This window comes from Variovorax sp. NFACC27, assembly GCF_048301545.1.
Taxonomy (GTDB): Bacteria; Pseudomonadota; Gammaproteobacteria; order Burkholderiales; family Burkholderiaceae_C; genus Variovorax; species Variovorax gossypii.
On the sequence record NZ_CP157613.1, the window covers coordinates 5132145 to 5152829 of the forward strand.

Below are 20685 nucleotides of genomic sequence, written 5' to 3' on the forward strand. Positions count from 1 at the left end.
GACGATGTTGTCGAGGCGATGCCCGGAACTCTAGGAATCCAAGATGACAAGTCAGTGAAATTTGCTCATTCCAAATTCAAAATTTCACTGAGCAATATTCAATACAATGCGCCGCCATGAGCACGGACCACAACACACAAGAGACCGCGAAACCCGACGGCATCGACCCGCAACTCGCTCGCGCCCGCCACCTGCTCGTCGACCTCGACGGCACCCTGGTGCGCCAGCAGGAGGCGATCGACGGCGCTGCTGCCTTGCTCGCGCATTTCGAGGGGCGCTACGCCATCGTGTCCAACAACTCCACGCACACCGCGCGCGGCCTCGCGCAACGGCTGCGCCGCCTGGGCCTGAACGTGCCGCCGGCGCGCATCGTGCTGGCTGGCGAACTCGCCGTGCGGCAACTGGCGCGCGAGCCCCCCGGGGCCCGCGTGATGATGGCCGCGAGCCCCGCCCTGCAGCGCCATGCGCTCGCGCAGGGCTGCAGGCTGGTGCAGGCCGGCGCCGACTTCGTGCTGCTCGCGCTGGACATGCATTTCAGCCACGCGCGCCTCGCGCTCGTCGTGAACGAGCTGCTGCGCGGCGCGCGGCTGGTCGTGACCAACGCCGACGCCACGCACCCCGGCCCGCAGGGCCGCGTGGTGCCCGAGACCGGCGCGCTGCTCGCGGCCGTGGTCGCGGCCAGCGGGGTGCAGCCATGGCGCGTGATCGGCAAGCCGGCACCGCTGCTGTTCGAGGAAGGACTGCGCTGCCTGGGCGCCCGGGCGCAGGACACGGTGGTGGTCGGCGACAACCCGCTCACCGACGGCGAAGGCGCCGCGCGGCTGGGCATGGCGTGCGTGATCGTGGGACACGCCCCCGGTGCCGCCGCGCCGTCGGTGGCCGGGCTCGTCGCCAGGCCGGCGGCCGTGGCGGTGCCGCCTCAGTACCGCTTGAGCGAGAGCACGTCGAAGGTCTGGCGCAGCGTGCGCACCGAGGTGTCGTAGTCCGACAGAGCGAGGCAGGCGATCAGCACGTCGATGATCGCCAGCTGCGCGAGCCGGCTGGTCATCGCCTCGGTGCGGAAGCTGGTCTCACGCGCCATCGTGAACAGCAGCACGTCGGCGAAGGCCTGGATCGGCGACTTGCCGAAGTTGGTGATGCACACCGTGGACGCGCCCGCCTCCTTCGCGAGCCGCGTGGCCGTGACGGTCTCGTGCGTGCTGCCCGAGTGCGAGATGGTCAGCACCGCCGTCTTCGCATCGGTCAGCGAGGCGCTGATGGCCTGCACGTGCGAGTCGACCACCACCTTGGCGTTCAGGCCGATGCGCAGCATGCGGTAGTGCGCGTCCTCGGCGATGGTGGCCGAGCTGCCGATGCCGTAGATCTCGATGCGCTCGGCCTCGCGAAACAGCTTCACCGCCCGCTCCATCGCCTTCGCATCGATCGTGGCCTCGGTGTCGTGCAGCGTCTGCACGTTGCTCTGGAAGATCTTGCGGATGACCGCCGTGGCGTTGTCCTGCGGATCGAGGTCTTCGTGGATGAACTGCACCGGCCGCACCAGCTCCTGCGCCAGCGCGATCTTGATCTGCTGGAAGCCCGTGGCGCCGAGGTTCTTGCACAGCCCGACGATGCTGCCCTCGCTCGACCCCGTGCGCTCGGCCACCTCGCTGACCGACATGTGCACCACCTCGCGCGGGTTCTTCACGATGAAGTCGGCGATGCGCTGGCCCACCGGCCCGAGCGATGACCACAGCGTCTGGATGCGCGCCAGCACGGCGGATACAGGGACGCCGGGCGCCACGGGAACGGGAGCTGCCGCCGGGGCCGCGGAGGTCTTGCCACCGGCTGCAGAAGCCTTGCCGCCGGTCGATCTGGGAGTGCTGTTGCGCTTCATGGGCCGCGAGCTTACCCGGGCTCGGTGGCGGTTTGGCATGAGATCGAACAAGACACGGCGGCTCTATATTCGGCGGCTTGCCATGCTCGGATCTCGGATGCTCCAAGAGCATGCTGCAGAGCGCCATGGAGCGCGACGAAGCACATCGCTTCTTCGAGCAGTGTGGCTTCACGGGTTCGAGGAAGAAGGGCTTCGTCAGGTACCGGCGTGACTTCCGGGACAAGGCCAGCGCCGTTACCGCCTCAAACGCAAGCAAGACATGAAAGACAGCGAAAGATGAAGCAGTTCACCCTGGTCGAAGCAACACCGCCTGTTCCCAAAGGCCTCAGCTGCCGCTTCTTCCTGGTCGACCGGACAGAGACCGACCACCGGACGGTGCTCGTCGTTTCCTTCGACGGCGAGTACCCCGATGGCAGCCTCGGCAATGGCCACGGCGCCTACATCGCCACCAGCGCCCTGCATGGTCTCAAGGCGTTCGATGCCGATTGCGTGATTCTCGACTTTCGCGCCATGACCTACCGATGGGGCAACACGCTGCTGCAGGTCTTCGACGACATCGCTCAGTTCCGGGACTCGGGCAGCGATCCTGGCGAGCCGCCGTTTCCCGTGGTGGTCGTCACGTCGGAAAGGTCGCAAGCAGCGTTCCTGTCGCTGGTCACACCCAATGGCCGGGCTGCCCCTGAATGGCACTTCGACGACATCGATGCTGCAATTGCCTATGGAACCCGCAAGGCAAGGGAGTGGCTGGATTTCATCTAGGGTTCGTCGACGCGAACCAGGCGAGCACAACACCCAGAAGAATCTTCGCGAACGCCTCGGACCATCGGCCGCCTGTACCTTCGACATCCATTCGTTGTCAGCGCGTGCCCGGGTTCGCACAATTGGCGCCACAGGCTCCGGCCCACACGTAGAACGGACGCAGAACTCACGCATGACCGCCACCCCGCTCCCCCTCGATCGCACCTTGGACCTCGTCTCCGACACCGACATCGGAACCTACTGCTTCCGCACGGGCGGCAGCGTCGTCGCCACCATCGGCATGAAGAACGGACCGGTGGCCGGGCCTGTCTTCAGCTGGCGCGTGGTGTCCCCGCACGGTATCGAGATCGCCGGCTCGGACGGCCACGTCGACAGATGGACGGGCATCCGCATCGAGGGCGACCTGCTGCACGCCGAGTGCAACGGCCATGCCCGCACCTTCAGGATCAGGAATACCCCCCCATGAAAGTCAAACGCCTCGTCGCCAACTTCGCCACGCCGGAGCCTGCGCGCGCCGCCGTCTTCTACAAGGACATCCTCGGCCTCGACCTGCTGATGGACCACGGCTGGATCCAGACCTACGGCTCGCAGGCCGGCATGACGGTGCAGCTCAGCTTCGCATCCGAAGGCGGCTCCGGCACGCCGGTGCCCGAGCTGTCCATCGAGGTCGACGATGTGGACGAAGCCTTCGAGCGCATGAAGGCCGCGGGCTTCGCCATCGAATACGGACCGGCCGACGAGCCCTGGGGCGTGCGCCGCTTCTACGTGCGCGATCCGTTCGGCAAGCTGGTCAACATCCTCGCGCACGCCTGAGGCTCGCGCGAGCGGCGGCCTCGATCAGTCGAGGCCGTGGAAGACGCTGTCGTCCGGCCCGATGTGCGAGGGCGGCGTCCAGGCCGCGTCGCGCATCGAGCGGCTCACCAGCTTGTCCACGCCCAGCAGCGTGGCGAAGATCGCCATGCGCACCGGGATGCCGTTGTCGGTCTGGCGGAAGATGGCCAGGCGCGGGTCGTTGTTCAGGTCGACGCCGAGGTCGTGCGAGCCGGGGCGGCTGTCGCGCGGCAGCGGATGCATCACGACCACGTCGGGCTTGCAGGCCGATTCGACGAGCGCGCGGTTGATTTCGAAGGCGTTGTCGAAGCCTTCCAGCACTTCGTCGTTCGCGAAGCGCTCCTTCTGGATGCGCGTGGCGTAGATGATGTCGGCGCCGGCCAGGCCCTGCGCCGGCGTGGCAGCGGTCTCGACCACATGGCCGTTGCGGCTCACGGCCTCGACGATCTCCGCCGGCATGGCCAGCGAAGGCGGCGAGATCAGCGTGAACTTCATTCCCTTGTACAGCGCCAGCAGCTTGATGAGCGAGTGCACCGTGCGCCCGTACTTCAGGTCGCCGACCATCGCGATGTGCGCGCCGTCGACCAGCTTGCCCAGCCGCGAGAACTCGCGCTGGATGGTGTACAGGTCGAGCAGCGCCTGGCTCGGGTGCTCGCCCGGCCCGTCGCCGCCGTTGATGACGGGCACGTTGGTGGCACGCGCGAACTCCGCCACCGAGCCCCGCTCCGGGTGCCGCACCACGATGGCGTCGACGTACCCGCTGATCACGCGGCTGGTGTCGTAGATCGATTCGCCCTTGGCCATCGACGAGAAGGTGAAGCCCGTGGTGTCGCACACCGAGCCGCCCAGCCGGCAGAACGCGGCGCCGAAGCTCACGCGCGTGCGCGTGCTGGCCTCGAAGAACAGGTTGGCCAGCACCGCCCCCTCGAGCACGCGGCTGACCTTGCGGCGGCGCGCGATGGGCTGCATCACGTCGGCCAGCTGGAACAGCTCGTCGATGGCGTCGCGGTTGAACTGGCTGACCGACAGCAGGTGGTGCGAGCCTTCGACCGCCATCGATTTTCGCAGGGCGCCTTCATGTGCGCTTTGCGTATATTCACTGCGCCGACCGTCCGAAGCTAGGATTTCGCTCACGAAGCGCCGCGCGACCTCGGGCATGGCCCTGAATTCATTGGATTCGTCGGGGAGAAGCCAGGCGTCGAGCGCCCTCCTCCGGCTGCCGATGCGCTCCGCGAAAGCGTCGCGCGTCATGTTGAGTTGACGCATCGCGTCGCGGAGAAGTACTTGCTGCGGCATGTTCATGAGCCGCGAATATATACTCAATGCGTATATTTTCCAATAGCCAGCAGGAAAGCTAGCGCCGCGTCTTCCTCGCGGGCTTCTTCACCACGCCCTGGCGCACTGCGCGTTGCCGCACCGTCGAGCCCGAGCCTCTGGGCGGAGCCGGAGGCGCCACCTCGTGCTGGCTCGCCCGCAGGGTGAAGTCGCATGTCTTCACGGCCAGCTCGACGATGCGCGCCAGCGCCGGGCTGGAGCTGTCGCGCCGGTAGACGGCGCTGTAGACCAGCGGCGGCGGCATCGGGTCGCTCCTGACGATGCGCAGCAGGCCGCTTCGGATGTCGGGGCGCACGTAGTCCAGCGCCTGCTGGCTGATGCCGAAGCCGCTGATCGTGAGTTCGCGCAGCACGGTGGTGCTGTTCGTCAGCATGACCTTGCCGAAGCGGAAGCCGTGCTCCGCGCGCCAGGCTTCGTAGAACCTGTTCTTCGAGGCGCCGGCGGGCTGCTCGATCACCGGGTAGTCGGCGAACTCGTGCGGCTTCAATGCGCGGTTGGGAATGGAAAGGCGCGGGCTCGCGATCCAGGCCTGGTCCACCTGCCCCACCTTCACCGATTCGAAGGCCTGCCCCCAGAAGATGCCCGGCATGATGGTCAGGTCGAGCTTGTTGGCTTCCAGCCGCTCGAAGAGCGTGAGCCCCGCGTCCACCACCGGCTCGAGCGTCACTTCGGGATGCAGCTTCTGCAGCAGCTGGATCAGGCGCGTGAGCCAGGTCATCGCGATCAGCTCCGTCACGCCCACCCTGAAGGTGCCACGCAGCGTCTTGTCGACACTGATGTCGTGCTCGATGCGCTGCCACAGCCGCAAAGCCTCTTCCGCCAGCGGCAACAGCTCTCGGCCGGCGTGGGCCAGTTCCAGCCCGTGCGAGGTGCGATGCAGCAAGGGGCCGCCGAGCGAATCCTCGAGTTCGGCCAGCCGCTTGGAAATGGCCGACTGCGTGGTGTGCAGCTTCACCGCCGCGGCGCTGAAGCTCTGGAGCTTGGCGCTGAAGAGAAAGGCTTCCAGCTGCTTGAAGGTGAAGTTCATGCCAGCGGAATGTACGCCCATGGGTCGCCAGGAAAAAAAGGAATACCGCGCCGGTCCGATTTCTCGTTTGTCCTGCGAGGCACGCACTTTGATACTGCGTGCATGCTTCACATCGCACCACGCCTGAACCGAATCAAACCGTCTCCCAGCTCCATGGCCGGCCAGCGGGCCCGCGAGCTGCGCGCCGCGGGCCGCGACATCCTCGGCCTGACCGCCGGCGAGCCCGACTTCGAGACGCCCGAGCACATCAAGGAGGCCGCCATCCGCGCCATGTCCGCCGGCCAGACCCGCTACACCGACGTGGGCGGCACGCCCGCGCTCAAGGAAGCCATCTCCGGCAAGTTCCTGACCGAGAACGGGCTGGCCTACGCGCCGGGCGAGATTATCGTCGGCACGGGTGCCAAGCAGGTGATCTTCAATGCGCTCATGTGTACCGTGGCTGCGGGCGACGAGGTCATCGTGCCGGCGCCCTACTGGGTGTCCTACCCCGACATCGCGCTGCTGGCAGGCGGCGTTCCGGTCTTCGTCGACTGCCCCGCCACATCGGGCTTCAAGCTGCAGCCCGCCGACCTGGAACGCGCCATCACCCCCAGGACGCGCTGGCTGATGCTCAACTCGCCGAACAACCCGAGCGGCGCGACCTACACGCGCGCCGAGCTCCAGGCGCTGGCCGAAGTGCTGCGCCGCCATCCGCACGTCTGGGTGCTGACCGACGACATCTACGAGCACCTGATCTACGGCGACACCGAATTCGCCACCATGGCCGAGGCGGCGCCCGACCTCAAGGACCGCACGCTGACGGTGAACGGCGTCTCGAAGGCCTATGCGATGACAGGCTGGCGCATCGGCTACGGCGCGGGGCCTTCCGCGCTGATCAAGGCCATGGTCAAGCTCCAGTCGCAGAGCACCTCCGGCCCGAACTCGATCGCGCAAGCCGCCGCCATCGCGGCGCTCACCGGGCCGCAGGACACCATCGCCACCAACCGGCGCGAATACCAGAAGCGCCGCGACACGGTGGTCGCGGCGCTCAACGCCATCGACGGCATTCGCTGCGACGTGCCCGACGGGGCGTTCTACATCTTCGCCTCGTGCAGCGCGCTCTTCGGGCTGCGCAACCGCAAGGGCGCCGCGATCAAGAACAGCGACGACTGGGTGATGCACCTGCTCGACTCGCAGGACCTCGCCGCGCTTCAGGGCAGCGCCTACGGCGTGCCGACTCATTTCCGCCTCTCCTTCGCCGCCAGCACCGAACAGCTGCTGGAAGGCTGCCGGCGCATCGCGCGGGCACGCGAGGAGCTCTCGGGCCAAGCCTTCGACCAGGAACTCCAGGAACTGCAATGAAACTCCGCTCCCTTCTCAAGCTGCTGCCGGCACTCGCCGCGGGCACCGTCTGGCTCGGCGCCACCCACGCCTGGGCCGCCGACTCCTTTCCGTCGAAGCCGGTGAAGATCCTCGTGGGCTTCTCGCCGGGTGGCTCCAACGACGTGGTGGCGCGCCTGATCGCGCCGAAGCTGGCCGAAGGGCTCGGGCAGCAGGTGCTGATCGACAACCGGCCGGGCGCCGGCGGCAACATCGCGGCATCGGCCATGCTCGCCGCGCCCGCCGACGGCCACACACTGCTGATGTGCACCACGGGCACGCTGTCGATCCAGCCGCACGTGCTCAAGAGCATGCCCTTCGACTCCGAGAAGGACATCGTGCCGGTCACGCAGATCGTCAATGCGCCCTACATGCTGCTGGTCAACTCGAGCCTGCCGGTGAAGAGCGTGAAGGAGCTCATCGCCTACGCGAAGCAGAAGCCGGGCGAGATCAACTTCGCCTCCTCAGGCACCGCCACCGGCGGACACCTCGCGGGCGAGATGCTGAAGAGCCGCGCGGGCATCGACATCGTGCACGTGGCCTACAAGGGCACGGGCCAGGCCATGACGGACCTCATCGCGGGCCAGGTCACGATGATCTTCGACCAGCCCGTGAGCTCGATGCAGTACGCCCGCTCGGGCAAGCTGCGCGCGCTGGCGGTGGCCAGCCCGCGCCGGCTGGCGGCCTTTCCGGAAATCCCGACCGTGACCGAAGCCGGCGTGCCCGACTTCGACCCCGTGACCTGGGCCGGCATCTGCGCCGCGAAGAACACGCCGCCGGCGGTGGTCGAGCGCATCCAGCGCGAAATCGCCAAGGTGCTCGCGATGCCCGAGATCTCCAAGCGGCTCGCGGCCGACGGCCTCGAGCCCGTGGGCAGCACGCCGGAGCAGTTCCGCGCCTTCCTGGCGGCGGACAAGCGCAAGTGGGGCCGCGTGGTGAAGGACGCGGACGTCAAGGCCGAATGAGCGGAAACCAGAACATGAACATGAACCAGCTTCCAGACATCGTTCGCGACTTCGAGCGCGTCTCTTCCGATCTCGTCCGGCAGGCTTCGGCCTTCCAGCCGGCCATCCTCGCCGACGTGGCGGGTCGCCGCGGCGCCCTGCACGGCCGCATCCAGGCCCTGCGCCACCGGATGAAGCTGGCGGGCAGCGCGCTCACGGTGGAAGTGCGGCCGGGCGACAACCTGATGATCCACGCCGCCATCGCGCTCGCGAAGCCCGGCGACGTGCTCGTGATCGACGGCAAGGGCGACCAGAGCGCGGCGCTCATGGGGACGATCATGATGAACGCCTGCCGCCAGGTCGGCATCGCCGGCGTAGTGATCGACGGCGCGGTGCGAGACAGCGTGGAGATCGACGAGATGGGCTTCCCGGTCTTCTCGGTGGGCACCAATCCCAACGGCCCGACCAAGCTGGCCTCGGGCCGCATCGGGCATCCGGTGTCGGTCGGCGGAGTGGCCGTGCGCCCCGGCGATCTCGTCGTCGGCGATGCGGACGGCGTGGTCGTCGTCGAGCGGGAGAAGGTGGAAGCGCTTCTTCAGGCGGCGCAGAAGAAGGTGGAGGACGAGGACGCGCGCATCGAAGCCATCAAGCAAGGCAACACGGCGGCCAGATGGCTGGACTCCGCGCTGCGCAATGCGGGCGTGCTCAAGGAAGGTGAAACGCTGTAGGTCCTTGCACCGACAGCGATGCGGACGCGAAGAAAGGGCCCTCAGGCCCCTTCTTCATTCGCCCAATGTCAGCCGACAAGCATGCATCGGCTTGCCGGAACTGCTTACAGGCCAGCCTGGCGCGTGAACGACACGCTGGGCTTCTTGTAGGCGGCTGGCACTTCGTCGCGGTAGAACGCGCGGCGGTCGAGGCTGGCGAGCGGGTCGTGTGCCTTGGCAACGGCTTCGGCCTGCACGGTCGCGCGGTTGGCGGTCGACGTGAAGGTCTGTGCACCGGCGCCAGAGGCTTCGCTGTATTCGTTGCCGGCGCGAGCGGCGGCAGCGGCTTGCGGAGCGACTTCAGCGCGGGTCACCGAAGAGTTCACGACGTGCACGCCGTCGTAGGTTTCTGCTTGGGCTCCGGCGGCAGCCAGGAGCGAGAGGGCAGCAGCGGCGAGGATCTTCGAGGCATTCATTTCAATCTCCTTCAGGGCAATCGGTTGGTTGGTGAGGAGAAGTTTGATCCTGATCAGCCCCGAAAAACGCCCACAAAATGAACCGCGGCGTTCACGGGATTGAAACAATCAGGGCCTTGAAAAGAAACCCGTCAATGGGGGTTGGCCCCAGCAGGCAGCCTCAGTGGCTGATCATCCACGGCCGCCTCGAAGGCGCGGCCTTGGCCCCGTTGGCCGCCGTCACCGTCGCGCCGCGCTTGCCCGAACCGCAGCATCCGCAGCCCGCAGGATGCCTGAGCCGCGCGTAGTCGCGAGAGCTCACGGGCTCGTGCCGCGAGCGTTCGTTGGTCTCCATCGCGCGGCGCGTGCCGGAGGCCATCAAGGCGAGACGCGGCGCGGCCGACAGCACGCGCGGCGAAGCACTTCCGCAGTCGGGGCAGGCGGCGGGCTCGTCGCGCAGGCCCGAAGGCCGCAGCGCTTCGAAGCCGCCGCAATGCCCGCATGCGTAGTCGTAGGTGGGCATGCCTTGCCGCCTTTCAACGCAGGTCGGGAGACAGCGGCATGCTGATGCTGCCGTCGATCATCTTCATCGGGCCCGCCGCACTCGGGTTGATGTCGAAGTCGAAGATGCCCGTGGGCAGCCACAGCGTGGCGCACGAGTTCGGCACGTCGACCACGCCGCTGATGTGGCCCTGCACGGGTGCCGTGCCCAAAATCGAATAGGCCTGTGCGCCCGAGTAGCCGAATTTCTTCAGGTACTCGATGGCGTTCAGGCAGGCCTGGCGATAGGCCACGTTCACGTCGAGGTAGTGCTGCTTGCCGCTCTCGTCCACCGAGATGCCCTCGAAGATCAGGTAGTCGTTGTACTGCGGCGTGATGGGGCTGGGCTTGAAGATCGGGTTCTTGATGCCGTACTTGGCCATGCCGCCCTTGATGAGCGACACCTTCATGTGCACCCAGCCGGCCATCTCGATGGCGCCGCAGAAGGTGATCTCGCCGTCGCCCTGGCTGAAGTGCAGGTCGCCCACGCTCAGGCCCGCGCCGTCGACGTACACCGGGAAGAACACCTTCGAGCCGCGCGACAGGTCCTTGATGTCGCAGTTGCCGCCGTGCTCGCGCGGAGGCACGGTGCGCGCACCCTCGGCGGCGGCCTTCGCCCTCGCCTCACCGGTCATCTTGCCCATGTGGGCCGTGCCCGCGAAAGGCGGGTTGGCCAGGCCGGGCACGCGATCGGGGTCGGTGGCGATGAGCGCCTTTTCGCGCTCGTTCCACATGTCGAGCATGGGTTTGTCGGGCAGGCAGCCGATCAGCCCCGGGTGGATGAGGCCCGCGAAGTTCACGCCCGGCACATGGCGCGAGCTGGTGAACATGCCCTTGAAGTCCCAGATCGATTTCTGCGCCTCGGGGAAATGATCGGTGAGGAAGCCGCCGCCGTTCTTCTTCGAGAAGAAGCCGTTGAAGCCCCAGAGGCTGTCCTGCTTGGCGCCGATGTCGAGCAGGTCGACCACCAGCAGGTCGCCGGGCTCCGCGCCCTTCACACCAACGGGGCCCGAGAGGTAGTGCACGGTGCTCAGGTCGATGTCGCGCACGTCGTCGGCGCTGTCGTTGTTCTTTATGAAGCCGCCGGTCCAGTCGAAGGTCTCGAGGATGAAGTCGTCGCCCGGGTTGACCCAGCAGGCCATCGGGATGTCCGGATGCCAGCGGTTGTGGATCATCTCGTTCTCGGTGGGCGGCTTGGTCAGGTCGACCTTGATCAGCGTGTCCGTCATTTGCAGTGGCTCCTGGTTGGGTTGTGGTTAAACGGAGAGATAGGCCTTGATGTGATCTACGTCGGTCTTGTCGCGCGCGGTCTCGTGCACCAGGCGCCCGCCCTCGATCACGAAGAGCCGGTCGGCCACGTCCATCGCGAAGCTCAGCACCTGCTCGGACACGACGATGGTGATGCCGCGCAGCTTGCGGATCTCGTTGAGTGCCTTGGCGATGTCCTTGATGATCGAAGGCTGGATGCCCTCGGTGGGCTCGTCCAGCAGCAGCACCTTGGGGTCGGTGACGAGCGCGCGCGCAATGGCCAGCTGCTGCTGTTGCCCGCCGGAGAGGTTGCCGCCCTTGCGGTTCTTCATGTCCCACAGCACGGGGAACAGCGCGTAGATTTCCTCCGGGATGCGGCGGGTCTTCGAGTTCTCCAGTCCGGTCTGGATGTTCTCCTCCACCGTCAGCGTCGGGAAGATCATCCGGCCCTGGGGCACGTAGGCGATGCCCTTGGCCACGCGGCGGAAGCTCTCGTCGCGCGACACGTCCTGCCCCGCCACCTCGATGCGCCCGCTCTTGAGCGGCAGCACGCCCATCAGGCTCTTGAACAGCGTGGTCTTGCCCATGCCGTTGCGGCCCATGATGGCCACGGTCTCGTTGGCATGGCCATCGAACGAGATGCCGTGCAGGGCCTCGCTCTGGCCGTAGGCGACGTGAAGGTCCTCGACCTTGAGATTGATGTTGCTCATGTCAGTGCCCCAGGTAGACGTCGATGACCTTCGGATCGGCCTGCACCTTCTCCATCGGCCCTTCGGCCAGGATCTTTCCCTGGTGCATCACCGTGACCTTGTGCGCGATCTGCTTCACGAAGGCCATGTCGTGCTCGATGACGATCACGGCGCGGTTCTGGCAGATGCGCTTGAGCAGGTCGGCCGTGAGCTCGCGCTCGCGCGCGCTCATGCCGGCGATGGGCTCGTCGAGCATCAGCAGTTCGGGCTCCTGCATCAGCAGCATGCCGATCTCGAGCCACTGCTTCTGGCCATGGCTCAGCAGGCCGGCCTCGGTGTCGAGGCGATCGGCAAGGCCGATCTCTTCGGCCACCGCCTGCACCCTGGACTTGACCTCGTCGTCGCACTTGAAGGCCAGCGCGCCGAACACCGAGCGCCCCTTGGGAAACGACACCTCCAGGTTCTGGAACACGCTGAGGTTCTCGTAGATGGAAGGCGTCTGGAACTTGCGACCGATGCCCAGCCGCACGCGCTTGTGCTCGGCCATCTTCGTGAGCTCGGTGTTCCTGAACTTGATGCTGCCGGCGCTGGCGCGCGTCTTGCCGCAGATCAGGTCGAGCAGCGTGGTCTTGCCCGCGCCGTTGGGGCCGATGATCACTCGCAGCTCGTTGCGGTCGATGTAGAGCGTCAGGTCGTCGATGGCCTTGAAGCCGTCGAAGGAGACGGTGAGGTCTTCCACGGCGAGCGCGAAGTCGGTGTTGCTCATGGATGCTGGCTCCGGTCAGGCGCGCTGGCTGCCGACGCCTTCGGGCAGCGTCGGTTCGGGCGTGGTCGATGCGGTGGACGGCGCGGGCGCAGGAATAACCGGCGGCTTCACCGCGGCTTCGCGCAGCGCCTGGCGACGCGACTTCCACCACGGGCGGATCTTTTCTTCCCACACGCCGGCAAGCCCCATCGGGAAGGCCATCGTCACGCCGATGAAGAGGCCGGCCATCAGGAACAGCCACAGATCCGGAAAGCTCTCCGAGAACAGCGTCTTGCCCGCATTCACCAGCAGCGCGCCGTACACCGCGCCCACCAGGCTCATGCGCCCGCCGACCGCGCAGAAGATCACCATCTCGATGGACGGCACGATGCCCACGAAGCTCGGCGACATGAAGCCCACCTGCAGTGCGAACATCGCGCCGCCGATGCCCGAGAGCCCGGCCGCCAGGCAGAAGATGAAGACCTTGAAGTTCGACACGTCGTAGCCCGAGAAGCGCACGCGGTCTTCCTTGTCGCGCATCGCCAGCAGCAGCGTGCCGAGCTTGCTGGTCTGGACCCAGCGGCACAGCAGGATGCTGCCCACCAGCAGGCCGACGCAGACGTAGTAGAGGATGTACTTGGCGCTGTCGGTGCGGGTGTCCCAGCCCAGCAGGGTCTTCAGGTCGGTCATGCCGTTCACGCCGCCGGTGTAGCCCTGCTGGCCGATGATGAGCACCGTGCAGATCAGCGCCACCGCCTGCGTGATGATCGCGAAATACACCCCGCCCACGCGGCGCTTGAACATCGCGAAGCTGACGAGCCAGGCCAGCGCCATCGGCGCCAGCACCACCAGCGCCAGGCTCAGCGGCAGGCTCTTGAAGGGCAGCCACAGCGTGGGCAGCTCGGTGATCTGGTTCCAGTCCATGAAGTCCGGGATGCCGGGCGTGGTCTGGATCTTGGTCGACACCGGGTCGGAGGCTTCGAGCTTGAGGAACATCGCCATCGCGTACCCGCCGATGCCGAAGAACACGCCCTGCCCCAGGCTCAGCACGCCGCCATAGCCCCACACCATGACGAGACCCACTGCCACGAAGGCATAGGTGAGGTACTTGCCCACGAGGTTGAGGCGGAAGATGTCGAGCGACAGCGGCAGCACCACCGCGAGCAGCAGCACCAGCAGCAGGAGGCTTCCGAGCTGGTAGCGCTGGATCGAGGCCTTGATGAAATTCATCGGAACGTTCTCCAAAGAGGAATCGGGTTCAACGTCGCACTTTCACTGCGAACAGGCCTTGCGGTCGCATCATCAGGATCAGCACGATCAGCGACAGCGTGAGCACCTTGGCCATCGACCCGGTCATGAAGAACTCGGACACCGACTGCGTCTGCGCAATGCCGAAGGCCGAGACCACCGTGCCGAAGAGGCTGGCCGCGCCGCCGAAAGTGACGACCAGGAAGGCGTCGACGATGTAGAGCGAGCCCGAGGTCGGCCCGGTCGAGCCGATGGTGGTGAAGGCCGCGCCCGCCACGCCTGCGATGCCGCAGCCGATGGCGAAGGTCAGGCGGTCGGTCTTCTTCGTGTCGATGCCGGTGGCGTTGGCCATGGTGCGGTTGGCCACGGTGGCGCGCACCCTGAGGCCCCAGCGGCTCTTGTGCAGCGCGATCAGCACGCCGCCCGTGACCAGCGCGGTGAGCGCCAGCACGAACAGGCCGTTGATCGGAATGTCCAGGCCCTCGTGCGGCGTCCACGAGCCCATGAGCCATTCGGGCAGCGTCGGGCTCACTTCCTTCGGGCCGATGAAGGTGCGGAAGATCTGCTGCAGCCCCAGGCTCACGCCCCAGGTGGCCAGCAGCGTGTCGAGCGGGCGCTTGTAGAGATGGCGTATCAGCACCCACTCCACGATCCAGCCGACGATGAAGGCGAAGACGAAGGCCAGCGCGATGGCGATCGGGAAGTAGTACGGCATGAACTCGGGCGCGAGGCTCTCGGTGACGCGCGCGGCCAGGTAGATCGAGTAGGCGCCGATGGTCATGAACTCGCCATGCGCCATGTTGATCACGCCCATCTGGCCGAAGATGATCGCCAGGCCCAGCCCCATCAGCAGCAGCACCGCGAAGAGGCTCAGCCCCGCGAAGCCCTGCATGAGGCCGATGTTCAGCATGTCCGACAGAGTCATGGCTAGTTGTTCCGGGGTTGTGGTGTTGGCTCCTTCCCCCTCTGGGGGAAGGTTGGGATGGGGGCAGGCAGGGCATGCCCAGTGGTAGCGCCGCTTGCCCCCACCCCTGCCCTCCCCCAGCGGGGGAGGGAGCAAAGCAGGCTTACTGGTAGCCCTTCGGGAACGGATCCGGCTTGATGAGCTCGGCCGATTCGGCAACCACCTTGAAGGTGCCGTCCGCCTGCCCCTGCCCGATGCGCGCCTTGCTCCACAGGTGGTGGTTGGCGTCGAGCTTCACGTAGCCCTCGGGCGCCGTCTTCAGCTCGATGCCCGGCGAGCCGGCCACGACCTTGTCGACGTCGAAGCTGCCGGCCTTCTCCACCGCTGCCTTCCACAGCCAGGGGCCGAGGTAGCCCGCCTGCGTCACGTCGCCGATGACGGCGTCCTTGCCGTACTTGGCCTTGAAGGCTTCCACGAACTTCTTGTTGTTCGCGTTGTCCAGCGTCTGGAAGTACTTCATCGACGAGTAGAAGCCCGCGAAGTTCTCGCCGCCCACGCCGGTCATCTCGTCTTCGGTTACGGCCAGCGTCAGCAGGAACTGCTTGTCGCCCGTGATGCCCGCGGCCTTCAGCTGCTTGTAGAAGGCCACGTTCGAGCCGCCGACCACCGCCGCAAAGATGCAGTCAGGCTTGGCCACCTTGATCTTGTTGATCAGCGAGTTGAAGTTGGTGTGGCCCAGCGGGTAGTACTCCTCGCCCTTGACCGAACCCTTCTGGAAGTTCTCGATGTGCTTGCGCGCGATCTTCATCGAGGTGCGCGGCCAGATGTAGTCGGAGCCCACCAGGAAGAAGGTCTTGGCCTTCTTCTCCTTCGCGCCCCAGTCCAGGCCCCAGATGATCTGCTGCGTTGCCTCCTGGCCGGTGTAGATCACGTTCTTGCTCTGCTCCAGGCCTTCGTAGAAGGTCGGGTAGTACAGCAGGCCGTTCTCCTTCTCGAACACCGGCAGCACGGCCTTGCGCGAGGCGCTGGTCCAGCAGCCGAACACGGCCGCGACCTTGTCGTTGACCAGCAGCTTCTTCGACTTCTCGGCGAAGGTCGGCCAATCGGAGGCGCCGTCTTCCTTGATGACCTTGATCTTGCGGCCCAGGATGCCGCCCATGGCGTTGATCTGGTCGATGGCGAGCTGCTCGGCCTGGATGGAGCCGGTCTCCGAGATGGCCATGGTGCCGGTGGACGAGTGCAGCTGGCCCACCGTCACCTCGGTGTCGGTCACGGCGAGTTTCGTCGTGTTGACCTTGGCCGTGGGGAACTGGCCCTGGCCGAAGCTCAGGCCGCTCAGGCCCATCACGGGCAGCGCGGCGGCGCCCTGCAGCAGGCGGCGGCGGCGCAATGCCAGGGCATCGAGGGAAAGATCGGAATCACGCGACATCAGGAAACTCCAGGCAGGTTGTTGGAAAGGAAGGCCGCGCACCATCGCAGTGCATCGGACGGTGCCCCGAGCACCATGGCTGGAACTTTAGAAATCACTCGGGTTTGCGCGAATACGTCATTCAACGTAGCGGCGGAGGTCCGCCCTGCCTGCAGACTCGCGAGCCAGACATCGGCCGAAGTCATCACGAAAGGGGCACAGGGAGCGCTTCTTGCTGTACCCGCCCCATGCCACCGCCGCCGCGAGAACCCGCCATGCAATCCGTCTCCGGACAGAAGATCTTTCGCATCCGCCGCGACTACAACGCCTGGGTCGCGAACGAGACGCTGGAGGACTACGCGCTGCGCTACACGCCGCGCAGCTTCCGCAAGTGGTCGGAGTTCCGCGTGGCCAACGCGGCCTTCGGCGCCACCTCTTTCCTGGCGCTGGAGGCCATCGGCGGGGCCATCGCGCTGAGCTACGGCTTCTCGAACGCGCTGTGGGCCATCCTCGTGGTCGGGCTCATCACCTTCCTCACGGGCCTGCCGATCTCGTACTACGCGGCGCGCCACGGCGTGGACATGGACCTGCTCACGCGCGGCGCGGGCTTCGGCTACCTGGGCTCCACGCTCACATCGCTGATCTACGCGAGCTTCACCTTCATCTTCTTCGCGCTGGAGGCGGCCATCCTCGCGCTGGCGCTGCAGATGTACCTCGACTGGCCGCTGTGGCTGCTGTACATGGTGTCGTCGATCGTCATCATCCCGCTGGTGGCGCGGGGCATCACGCTCATCTCGGGGCTGCAGCTGTGGACGCAGCCGATCTGGATCGTGCTGTTCGTCTGTCCCTTCATCGCGGTGCTGGTGAAGAAGCCCGAGCTGTACGCCGACTTCACCGGGCTGGTCGGCCGCACTTCCGACAGCAGCGGCTTCGACCCGCTGATGTTCGGCGCCGCCGCCACCGTGGCCTTCTCGCTGGTGGTGCAGATCGGCGAGCAGGTCGACTACCTGCGCTTCCTGCCCGAGAAGACGGCCGCCAACCGCGTGCGCTGGTGGACGGCCGTGCTGGTCGCGGGGCCGGGCTGGATCGTGCCGGGCATGCTGAAGATGATGGGCGGCGCGTTCCTCGCCTTCCTGGCGCTGCAGCACGAGATTCCGGGCAACCATGCGATCGAGCCCACGCAGATGTATCTCACGGGCTTCTCGTACGTGCTGCGCGATCCGGCCTGGGTGCTGGGCATCACGGTGCTGTTCGTGCTGGTGTCGCAGATGAAGATCAACCTGACGAACGCCTACGCGGGTTCGCTGGCGTGGTCGAACTTCTTCGCGCGGCTCACGCACAGCCACCCGGGGCGCGTCGTGTGGCTGGTGTTCAACGTGGTCATCGCGATATTGCTCATGGCGCTGGGCGTGTTCGCCGCGCTGGAGCACGTGCTGGGCTTCTACAGCAACATCGCCATCGCCTGGGTCGGCGCGCTGGTGGCCGACCTGGTCATCAACAAGCCGCTGGGCTGGAGCCCGCGCACCATCGAGTTCAAGCGCGCGCACCTGTACGACATCAACCCGGTGGGTCTGGTGTCGATGCTGGTGGCGGCGGCGCTGGCCATGCTCGCCTACTCGGGCGCGCTGGGGCACTGGGCCAGAGCCTTCTCGCCCTTCATCGCGCTGGCGACGGCCATGGCGTTGTCGCCGCTGCTCGCGTGGCGCACGCGCGGGCGCTACTACCTCGCGCGCAACGACATCGAGCGCTGGAAGCCGGGCCAGGGCGTGAAGTGCTCGGTGTGCGACAACAGCTTCGAGTCGGAGGACATGGCGCACTGCCCGGCCTACAGCGCGCCGATCTGCTCGCTGTGCTGCACGCTCGAGTCGCGCTGCCACGACCGCTGCAAGACCGACTCACGCGCCGCCGAGCAGATGAGCGGCTGGCTGCAGGCGCTGCTGCCGCCTGCCCTGTCGGCGCGGCTCAACTTCCGCGTGGCGCACTACCTGCTGGTGGCCACGTCGCTCATCGCGCTGCTGGCCACCGTGGTGGGCGTGGTCTATGCGCAGGAGGCGCTGGCGGGCACCAGCGATCCGGTCATGGCCACGGCCTTCCTGAAGGTGTTCGCGCTGCTTTCCGTGGTGGCCGCGGTGGCCGCGTGGTGGGTGGTGCTGGGCAGCGAGAGCCGCCAGATGGCGCAGGAGGAATCGAACCGCCACAACAACCTGCTGGCGCTGGAGATCGAGGCACACCGCCGCACCGACGCCGCGTTGCAGACCGCCAAGGAAGCCGCCGAAGCCGCCAACCAGGCCAAGACCCGCTACGTGGCCGGCATGACGCACGAGCTGCGCACGCCGCTCAACAGCATCCTGGGCTACTCGCAGATCCTGCTCAAGGGCGATGCGGTGACGCCGCCGCGAGAGGCGGTGCAGACCATCCACCGCAGCGGCGAGCACATGCTGGGCCTGATCGACGGCCTGCTCGACCTGGCGCGCATCGAGGCCGGGCGGCTGCAGCTGGAACCCGCGCCGCTGGCGCTGCCGGCCTTTCTCGACCAGCTCGTGCACATGGTCCGCCCCCAGGCCGAGAACAAGGGCCTGGCCTTCGTCTACACGCACGCGGGGCGGCCGCCGCCTTGGGTGCATGCCGATGCGAAGTGGCTACGGCAGATCCTCATCAACCTGCTGACGAACGCGGTGCGCTTCACCGACAGCGGCACCGTCACGCTGCACGTGGATGCTCGCCGCGAGGTGCTGCGCTTCGACGTGGTCGACACCGGCATCGGCGTGGCGCCGCAGGACCACCAGCGAATCTTCCTGCCCTTCGAGCGCGGCGCCGCGGGCCGCCGTCGCGGCGAGCCGGGCACGGGGCTGGGCCTGACCATCACCGGGCTGCTCACCTCGCTGATGGGCGGCGAGCTCAAGCTGGCGTCGACCTCGTCGCAGGGCAGCACCTTCAGCGTGCGCGTGTACCTGCGCGAGGTGGCCGACCCCGGCCCGCAGGCCGGCAAGGCCGGCGCGCTGCGGCAGCCGGTGTCGGGCTACATCGGCGCGCGCCGCACGCTGCTGGTGGTGGACGACCAGCCCGTGCAGCGCCAGATGCTCGCCGGCATGCTCGCACCGCTGGGCTTCGAGGTGCGCGAGGCCGCGAGCGGCACCGAGTGCCTCGACAGCCTGCGCGAGGAGCTGCCCTCGGCCATCCTGCTCGACCTGACGATGGACGACATGGACGGCTGGCAGACGGCCGCGTCGGTGCGCGCCTCGGGCTTCGGGGACATCCCGATCATCATCGTCTCGGCCAACATGTTCGAGAACCAGGGCGAGCGGCTGCGCGCGGCGGGCTGCCAGGCCTTCGTGGGCAAGCCGGTGATCGAGTCGGAGCTGATCGCAACGCTGGAGCGGCACCTGGGCCTCGAATGGCTCGCGGCGGGTGACGCCATGGGACCAACCGAGAACGACGAACAGGGAGCGCAGCCGCGCCCGCTCCAGTTCGCCCTTTCCGAAGACGAACGCGCCGAACTCATGCGCCTCGCGCAGATGGGCCACGTGCGCGGCCTGCACACCACGCTCGACCGGCTGGCCGCCGCATCGCCCGCGGCGGCCTCGACCTGCACATGGCTGCGCGGCATGGTCGCGCGATTCGAGCTCGACAAACTCCGCAACGCACTCGCCGAAGATGCAGACACCCTCGCCTCCTGAATCGTCATCGTCCGAACGCCCCGTCGTGCTGGTGGTGGACGACGCCCCGAGCAGCCTCGGCATGCTGTGCGACACGCTGGAGGCCAGCGGCTACACCGTGCTGGTGGCGGCCGACGGCGAGGCCGCACTGCAGCGGCTCGAGCTGGTTGTGCCCGACGCGATCCTGCTCGACGGCCTGATGCCGGGCCTCTCGGGCTTCGAGACCTGCAGGCGCATCAAGGCCAACCCTGCGTGGGCGCACATCCCGGTGCTTTTCATGACGGGGCTTTCGGAAACCACGCACGTGGTCGAAGGCTTCGAGTGCGGCGGCGTCGACTACGTGGTGAAGCCGATCCGCGCGCAGGAGGTGCTGGCGCGGCTGCACACGCACGCGCGCAACGCGCGCATCACCCGCATGGCCCGCGACGCGGTGGACGTGGCCGGCATGGGCGTGGTGTTCGTCGACACGCGCGGGCGCGTCGCGTGGCGCTCGCCGCAGGCCGCGCTGTGGCTGCACGCGCTCGAAGAGCCGGTGGCGCCGGGCCTGCTGCCGGCGTCGCTCGAAGCAGCGCTCTCGCCGGGTGCGGCCATCGCCGTCGGAACAGCGACGGGCATGCGGCTGTCGGTGCGCAATCTGGGCGCGGCGGCGCTCGGCGAGACGATGCTGCTCTTCGCCATCCAGCGCGAAGGCCCGGCCGCCCGGCTGGCCGACGCGGCCCTCACGCCGCGCGAGACCGAGGTGCTGTCGTGGCTCGCCAAGGGCAAGACGAACCGCGACATCGGAGAGATCCTGGGCACCAGCCCGCGCACGGTGAACAAGCATCTGGAGCACATCTTCGAGAAGCTGGGCGTGGAAACGCGCGCGGCGGCGGCGGCGCTGGCCAGCGGTATGTAACCCCCATGGGGTAACTGCCCCAACGGCACTGGGCTATAGCGCCCGAAAGCGCCGGTTGCGCC

The 20685-nt window shown here is 67.1% G+C and carries 20 protein-coding genes; 9 read left to right on the top strand and 11 right to left on the bottom strand.

What is annotated here, in order from left to right; all coding sequences use genetic code 11:
- Positions 1-116 precede the first annotated feature (116 nt).
- Positions 117-983 carry an HAD-IIA family hydrolase gene (locus tag ABL840_RS23990; protein WP_093307407.1) on the top strand — a complete coding sequence of 289 codons (867 nt, stop codon included), beginning with the start codon at positions 117-119 and terminating at the stop codon, positions 981-983.
- Here ABL840_RS23990 and ABL840_RS23995 read toward each other — a convergent pair.
- On the bottom strand, positions 920-1873 hold the full coding sequence (locus ABL840_RS23995; protein ID WP_418115990.1) for a MurR/RpiR family transcriptional regulator: 954 nt from the start codon (positions 1871-1873) through the stop codon (positions 920-922). The genes ABL840_RS23990 and ABL840_RS23995 overlap by 64 nt on opposite strands.
- 276 nt (positions 1874-2149) lie before the next feature.
- Here ABL840_RS23995 and ABL840_RS24000 point away from each other — a divergent pair, with 276 nt between their 5' ends.
- The 3 genes from ABL840_RS24000 (at position 2150) to ABL840_RS24010 (ending at position 3445) form a co-directional block, all read left to right on the top strand.
- The gene (locus tag ABL840_RS24000) at positions 2150-2632 is read left to right on the top strand and encodes a hypothetical protein (protein WP_093307408.1); all 483 of its coding nucleotides are present in this window, start codon (positions 2150-2152) and stop codon (positions 2630-2632) included.
- Positions 2633-2804: 172 nt separating this feature from the next.
- On the top strand, positions 2805-3098 hold the full coding sequence (locus tag ABL840_RS24005; RefSeq protein WP_093307409.1) for a hypothetical protein: 294 nt from the start codon (positions 2805-2807) through the stop codon (positions 3096-3098).
- Positions 3095-3445 (top strand): VOC family protein, encoded by a 351-nt coding sequence (locus ABL840_RS24010; RefSeq protein ID WP_093307410.1) that lies wholly within the window; start codon positions 3095-3097, stop codon positions 3443-3445. The genes ABL840_RS24005 and ABL840_RS24010 overlap by 4 nt, the downstream gene beginning before the upstream one ends.
- Positions 3446-3469: 24 nt before the next feature.
- Here the strand turns inward: ABL840_RS24010 and ABL840_RS24015 are convergent, their stop codons facing one another.
- Together ABL840_RS24015 and ABL840_RS24020 are read right to left on the bottom strand one after the other, a co-directional pair.
- On the bottom strand, positions 3470-4765 hold the full coding sequence (locus ABL840_RS24015; RefSeq protein ID WP_093200512.1) for an aspartate carbamoyltransferase: 1296 nt from the start codon (positions 4763-4765) through the stop codon (positions 3470-3472).
- A gap of 52 nt (positions 4766-4817) precedes the next feature.
- The gene (locus tag ABL840_RS24020; RefSeq protein ID WP_093200515.1) at positions 4818-5825 is read right to left on the bottom strand and encodes a LysR family transcriptional regulator; all 1008 of its coding nucleotides are present in this window, start codon (positions 5823-5825) and stop codon (positions 4818-4820) included.
- Between the two features lie 102 nt (positions 5826-5927).
- On the opposite strand from ABL840_RS24020, the gene ABL840_RS24025 reads away from it, so the two are divergent.
- The 3 genes from ABL840_RS24025 to ABL840_RS24035 are packed head-to-tail and all read left to right on the top strand — an operon-like array spanning position 5928 to position 8856.
- On the top strand, positions 5928-7166 hold the full coding sequence (locus ABL840_RS24025; protein ID WP_093307411.1) for a pyridoxal phosphate-dependent aminotransferase: 1239 nt from the start codon (positions 5928-5930) through the stop codon (positions 7164-7166).
- Positions 7163-8149: a Bug family tripartite tricarboxylate transporter substrate binding protein gene (locus ABL840_RS24030; RefSeq protein WP_093307412.1), complete on the top strand. Its 987-nt coding sequence runs from the start codon at positions 7163-7165 to the stop codon at positions 8147-8149. The genes ABL840_RS24025 and ABL840_RS24030 overlap by 4 nt, the downstream gene beginning before the upstream one ends.
- 20 nt (positions 8150-8169) lie before the next feature.
- Positions 8170-8856 (top strand): RraA family protein, encoded by a 687-nt coding sequence (locus ABL840_RS24035; protein ID WP_418115991.1) that lies wholly within the window; start codon positions 8170-8172, stop codon positions 8854-8856.
- 104 nt (positions 8857-8960) lie between these two features.
- On the opposite strand, the gene ABL840_RS24040 is transcribed toward ABL840_RS24035, so the two are convergent.
- The 8 genes from ABL840_RS24040 to urtA all read right to left on the bottom strand — a co-directional run bounded on the left by ABL840_RS24040 (position 8961) and on the right by urtA (position 16093).
- On the bottom strand, positions 8961-9311 hold the full coding sequence (locus ABL840_RS24040; protein ID WP_093200522.1) for an alpha/beta hydrolase: 351 nt from the start codon (positions 9309-9311) through the stop codon (positions 8961-8963).
- A gap of 160 nt (positions 9312-9471) precedes the next feature.
- Positions 9472-9813 carry a zinc ribbon domain-containing protein gene (locus ABL840_RS24045; RefSeq protein ID WP_093307413.1) on the bottom strand — a complete coding sequence of 114 codons (342 nt, stop codon included), beginning with the start codon at positions 9811-9813 and terminating at the stop codon, positions 9472-9474.
- Positions 9814-9826: 13 nt separating this feature from the next.
- Positions 9827-11059 (bottom strand): formamidase, encoded by a 1233-nt coding sequence (fmdA, locus tag ABL840_RS24050; RefSeq protein ID WP_093200527.1) that lies wholly within the window; start codon positions 11057-11059, stop codon positions 9827-9829.
- A 27-nt stretch (positions 11060-11086) separates the two neighbouring features.
- On the bottom strand, positions 11087-11788 hold the full coding sequence (urtE, locus tag ABL840_RS24055; RefSeq protein WP_093200530.1) for an urea ABC transporter ATP-binding subunit UrtE: 702 nt from the start codon (positions 11786-11788) through the stop codon (positions 11087-11089).
- A 1-nt stretch (position 11789) separates the two neighbouring features.
- Positions 11790-12533 (bottom strand): urea ABC transporter ATP-binding protein UrtD, encoded by a 744-nt coding sequence (gene urtD / locus ABL840_RS24060; RefSeq protein ID WP_093307414.1) that lies wholly within the window; start codon positions 12531-12533, stop codon positions 11790-11792.
- A gap of 15 nt (positions 12534-12548) precedes the next feature.
- Entirely contained in the window at positions 12549-13742 is a 1194-nt protein-coding gene (gene urtC, locus ABL840_RS24065) for an urea ABC transporter permease subunit UrtC (protein WP_093307415.1), read from the bottom strand.
- A gap of 28 nt (positions 13743-13770) precedes the next feature.
- Entirely contained in the window at positions 13771-14685 is a 915-nt protein-coding gene (gene urtB / locus ABL840_RS24070) for an urea ABC transporter permease subunit UrtB (RefSeq protein ID WP_093200537.1), read from the bottom strand.
- Positions 14686-14827: 142 nt separating this feature from the next.
- A complete protein-coding gene (urtA, locus tag ABL840_RS24075) occupies positions 14828-16093 on the bottom strand; it encodes an urea ABC transporter substrate-binding protein (RefSeq protein ID WP_093200540.1) in 1266 nt (421 codons plus the stop codon).
- A 254-nt stretch (positions 16094-16347) separates the two neighbouring features.
- Between urtA and ABL840_RS24080 the strand changes: the two genes are divergently transcribed.
- Positions 16348-19749 (top strand): ATP-binding protein, encoded by a 3402-nt coding sequence (locus ABL840_RS24080; protein ID WP_418115992.1) that lies wholly within the window; start codon positions 16348-16350, stop codon positions 19747-19749.
- Positions 19727-20623: a response regulator transcription factor gene (locus ABL840_RS24085; RefSeq protein ID WP_093307417.1), complete on the top strand. Its 897-nt coding sequence runs from the start codon at positions 19727-19729 to the stop codon at positions 20621-20623. Before ABL840_RS24080 ends, ABL840_RS24085 begins: the two co-directional genes overlap by 23 nt.
- Positions 20624-20685 lie beyond the last annotated feature (62 nt).

Bases quoted from the DNA above. Each gene is read 5' to 3' on its own strand.
- ABL840_RS23990 (WP_093307407.1), top strand. From the start codon at position 117: ATGAGCACGGACCACAACACACAAGAGACCGCGAAACCCGACGGCATC.
- ABL840_RS23995 (WP_418115990.1), bottom strand. From the start codon at position 1,873: ATGAAGCGCAACAGCACTCCCAGATCGACCGGCGGCAAGGCTTCTGCA.
- ABL840_RS24000 (WP_093307408.1), top strand. From the start codon at position 2,150: ATGAAGCAGTTCACCCTGGTCGAAGCAACACCGCCTGTTCCCAAAGGC.
- ABL840_RS24005 (WP_093307409.1), top strand. From the start codon at position 2,805: ATGACCGCCACCCCGCTCCCCCTCGATCGCACCTTGGACCTCGTCTCC.
- ABL840_RS24010 (WP_093307410.1), top strand. From the start codon at position 3,095: ATGAAAGTCAAACGCCTCGTCGCCAACTTCGCCACGCCGGAGCCTGCG.
- ABL840_RS24015 (WP_093200512.1), bottom strand. From the start codon at position 4,765: ATGAACATGCCGCAGCAAGTACTTCTCCGCGACGCGATGCGTCAACTC.
- ABL840_RS24020 (WP_093200515.1), bottom strand. From the start codon at position 5,825: ATGAACTTCACCTTCAAGCAGCTGGAAGCCTTTCTCTTCAGCGCCAAG.
- ABL840_RS24025 (WP_093307411.1), top strand. From the start codon at position 5,928: ATGCTTCACATCGCACCACGCCTGAACCGAATCAAACCGTCTCCCAGC.
- ABL840_RS24030 (WP_093307412.1), top strand. From the start codon at position 7,163: ATGAAACTCCGCTCCCTTCTCAAGCTGCTGCCGGCACTCGCCGCGGGC.
- ABL840_RS24035 (WP_418115991.1), top strand. From the start codon at position 8,170: ATGAACCAGCTTCCAGACATCGTTCGCGACTTCGAGCGCGTCTCTTCC.
- ABL840_RS24040 (WP_093200522.1), bottom strand. From the start codon at position 9,311: ATGAATGCCTCGAAGATCCTCGCCGCTGCTGCCCTCTCGCTCCTGGCT.
- ABL840_RS24045 (WP_093307413.1), bottom strand. From the start codon at position 9,813: ATGCCCACCTACGACTACGCATGCGGGCATTGCGGCGGCTTCGAAGCG.
- fmdA (WP_093200527.1), bottom strand. From the start codon at position 11,059: ATGACGGACACGCTGATCAAGGTCGACCTGACCAAGCCGCCCACCGAG.
- urtE (WP_093200530.1), bottom strand. From the start codon at position 11,788: ATGAGCAACATCAATCTCAAGGTCGAGGACCTTCACGTCGCCTACGGC.
- urtD (WP_093307414.1), bottom strand. From the start codon at position 12,533: ATGAGCAACACCGACTTCGCGCTCGCCGTGGAAGACCTCACCGTCTCC.
- urtC (WP_093307415.1), bottom strand. From the start codon at position 13,742: ATGAATTTCATCAAGGCCTCGATCCAGCGCTACCAGCTCGGAAGCCTC.
- urtB (WP_093200537.1), bottom strand. From the start codon at position 14,685: ATGACTCTGTCGGACATGCTGAACATCGGCCTCATGCAGGGCTTCGCG.
- urtA (WP_093200540.1), bottom strand. From the start codon at position 16,093: ATGTCGCGTGATTCCGATCTTTCCCTCGATGCCCTGGCATTGCGCCGC.
- ABL840_RS24080 (WP_418115992.1), top strand. From the start codon at position 16,348: ATGCAATCCGTCTCCGGACAGAAGATCTTTCGCATCCGCCGCGACTAC.
- ABL840_RS24085 (WP_093307417.1), top strand. From the start codon at position 19,727: ATGCAGACACCCTCGCCTCCTGAATCGTCATCGTCCGAACGCCCCGTC.